We start from the raw sequence: 2838 nt of genomic DNA, 5'->3' as shown, positions 1-2838 counted from the left end.
GTATGGAAAGTTGCGTGTTTGTGGGCGAGGATTTTCCGAAGGAAAATCGGAAGCCAGCAAACGCGCAACCAACTTTGTATTAGCTAAAACTAGCAATTTTTTATACACGGTGTTGTGTACAGTACTTTTTTTTAGGTCATCCATGTTCCATATTCGACTATTACTGTCCACATTCCATAAACTTTTTTTAAAAAATATCTATGTCCGTATGCACTCCCATTAAATTTCCAATAAGTTACAGAAACCACACAAATCTCATAATTATTGTCAAAAATCGGCTCGCTTATGGAAACGATAGTTTGTCTTTTTGTTGTTGTTTTTAATATTAGTTCAGCGCCTTTTTTGGTCAAACACTTATTACTTTTAAAAAAGTCGGAGCCATAACTCAATTCGCTTATTAATTCCGAATTCCAATTTCCGTCACTACTTTTTGTTGCATTTTGCTCAATTTCGTTTAGGATGTTTTCAGGAACTTCAAGTCCAGTTTGTTCTCTAAATTTTTTTTGGTCAAATGAAGTTTTTGGTTTTTCACATTGTATATAAATTCCAGTTGAGCCTTTTCCAATTTCATAGTTAATTATTTTTTTAAAAACTTCAAATTCCGAGTTGTTTTGAGAATAACTCAAAGTTGAAATTAGTACGATAAGTATGTTTAGAGTTCGATTCATCGTATTGTACACAACGTGTTCGTGTATGGAAAGTTGCGTGTTTGGGGGCGAGGATTTTCCGAAGGAAAATCGGAAGCCAGCAAACAGGCAACAAACTTTGTATTAGCTAAAACTAGCAATTTTTTATACACGGTGTTGGCAACTGGCTTTTATTTCCACTATTTATTTTTTAATTTTTTATCGGAACAGGCTCAATTCCGTTAAAATGACAATAGTCGATTAGTTCAGAAGTCAGTCCGCCAATTACTTTCTTAATTTTTTTCTGCTTATTTAAAGTCAGAAGTAAGGAACCGCATCTCAAACAAATTTCTCCACCAGTTGAACTTGCTGAAATTTCATTTTCCAATAAAATTTGTTCGGTTTCAAATCCGCTGTTTTTTAAAAGTATTATAATTTCTTTTAAAATTTCTAAATGATTTTTAGTCGGTTGATTCATTGTTCAATTTCTCGGTTTTAAAATCCGTTTTCTATAAATTAAAAGTCCGATAAAAGTCAGTCCGCAAAGAATAGCTAAAATGTGAAATGTTCTGATTGCTTTACACAAGTCAATTCCAGAAACAAGAGAAATACAATCAGTCAATTCACGTGTTTCGTATTTTAAACTGACCATTGAATTGAAAGCCATAAATTCAAATAATGGAATTCCAATTATTAGTAAAATTAGAGATATTATGTAAATTGTTTTTCTCAATTATTCTTGGTTTTTCAGCTTGCACACAACGTGTTCGTGTATGGAAAGTTGCGTGTTTGCGTGCGAGGGTTTTCCGAAGGAAAATCAGAAGCCGGCAAACGAGCAACCAACTTTGTGTCAGCTAAAACTAGCAATTTTTTATACACGGTGTTGCCCACAGTATTTTTTTATTCAGTTAATGATTTTTCAAAATTTTCAATCAGTGTTTTTCCGTTCTGTTCAGTCGAATAATTTATTGAAACACTAAATAAATGATTTTTTATATAAGTGTTGTAAATCAATTGCGTTAATAAAAGCTCATCTGTTTTTTGATTATACAACTTGCCTTTAATAATATAAAAGTCATAATCTCCTATTTTTTTATTTTCCAATTCCTGCTCGGATTTAATTCCGTTTATAGTTGCATAAGAGTCAGAAATCAATTTAGCGACAAACTTTTGGTGTTCAGGCAAAGTCATTTTTTTTGTTCCTTCGAGTGGCTCAAATGAGGCAGAAAAGTAGTTTTTTTCGTCAACTCCAAATCCGATTAAATATGGTCGATTTTTTCGAACTGTCATTCCATCTGGCACTTGGTCATTTACAGTTTCGTATCCGACTTCTTCCAAGTCTTGCTCATCTTTTACAGTTCGTATTTCATATCCATTAGGTATGCTAATCTGCCAATCAAATCGATTGCAAGTATAAATTCCGTTTTCAATTTTTCCATTTTCTTTTGTTCCTTGAGAATTGGAATTACAAGAAATAAAAATGATTGTTACTAGTAGTAAAATCGTTTTTTTCATATTGTGGGCAACGTGTTCGTGTATGGAAAGTTGCGTGTTTGAGGGCGAGGATTTTCCGAAGGAAAATCGGAAGCCGGCAAACATGCAACCAACTTTGTATTAGCTAAAACTAGCAATTTTTTATACACGGTGTTGTGGGTAGTTTTTATATTAACTTTTTTATTCTTTTTTTCAACTCAGTTTCATCCAATTTTTTATATTCATCAAGAGTTCCAATTTTCAATTCAGGATTACTTTCAATGATTTTTGAATATGACTCAATTAACTTTTTTATTGAAAATACAGAAGCATTCAGATTGTCAAACTTCTCATTTTTAAGTTTATAATAAAGTTGATTATAAGAATAAGCGATTAGAAAATATTTTTCATATCTGTGCCCTTTCCATTCTTTGTCAAGTTCTTTGATTCCGCTAATATTTATTGCAAAGTCAGGATGTTTGAACAATTGAAATTTTATTAAGTCGGCTGATTTTGATACAAATTCCTTATTATCTGGTTCAGATGGATTTTGATTGATCCATTCAATAGTTTTCTCAAATTCATTTTCGCTTATTTGTCCGAAAGAAATTATTGGAAGAATTACTAAACTCAAAATTAAAATCAGTTTGCTCATATTTTTGGTTTTTTAAATTACCCACAACGTGTTCGTGTATGGAAAGTTGCGTGTTTGTGGGCGAGGATTTTCCGAAGGAAAATC

Annotated in this window: 4 protein-coding genes; all 4 read right to left on the bottom strand. The window is 31.9% G+C overall.

What is annotated here, in order from left to right:
* Positions 1-131 precede the first annotated feature (131 nt).
* The 4 genes from CSW08_RS18120 to CSW08_RS18115 all read right to left on the bottom strand — a co-directional run bounded on the left by CSW08_RS18120 (position 132) and on the right by CSW08_RS18115 (position 2754).
* On the bottom strand, positions 132-626 hold the full coding sequence (locus tag CSW08_RS18120) for a hypothetical protein (protein ID WP_162495553.1): 495 nt from the start codon (positions 624-626) through the stop codon (positions 132-134).
* 211 nt (positions 627-837) lie between these two features.
* Positions 838-1104: a hypothetical protein gene (locus tag CSW08_RS10715; RefSeq protein ID WP_106659886.1), complete on the bottom strand. Its 267-nt coding sequence runs from the start codon at positions 1102-1104 to the stop codon at positions 838-840.
* A 422-nt stretch (positions 1105-1526) separates the two neighbouring features.
* Positions 1527-2141, bottom strand: coding sequence for a hypothetical protein (locus tag CSW08_RS10705; protein ID WP_106659884.1), 615 nt, complete (start codon positions 2139-2141; stop codon positions 1527-1529).
* Positions 2142-2286: 145 nt separating this feature from the next.
* A complete protein-coding gene (locus tag CSW08_RS18115) occupies positions 2287-2754 on the bottom strand; it encodes a hypothetical protein (RefSeq protein WP_157831472.1) in 468 nt (155 codons plus the stop codon).
* Between the last annotated feature and the right edge of the window lie 84 nt (positions 2755-2838).

This window comes from Confluentibacter flavum, assembly GCF_002843175.1.
Classification (GTDB): Bacteria; Bacteroidota; Bacteroidia; order Flavobacteriales; family Flavobacteriaceae; genus Confluentibacter; species Confluentibacter flavum.
The sequence above is the reverse complement of the archived record's forward strand: the minus strand, read 5'-3'. Positions and strand labels throughout refer to the sequence as shown.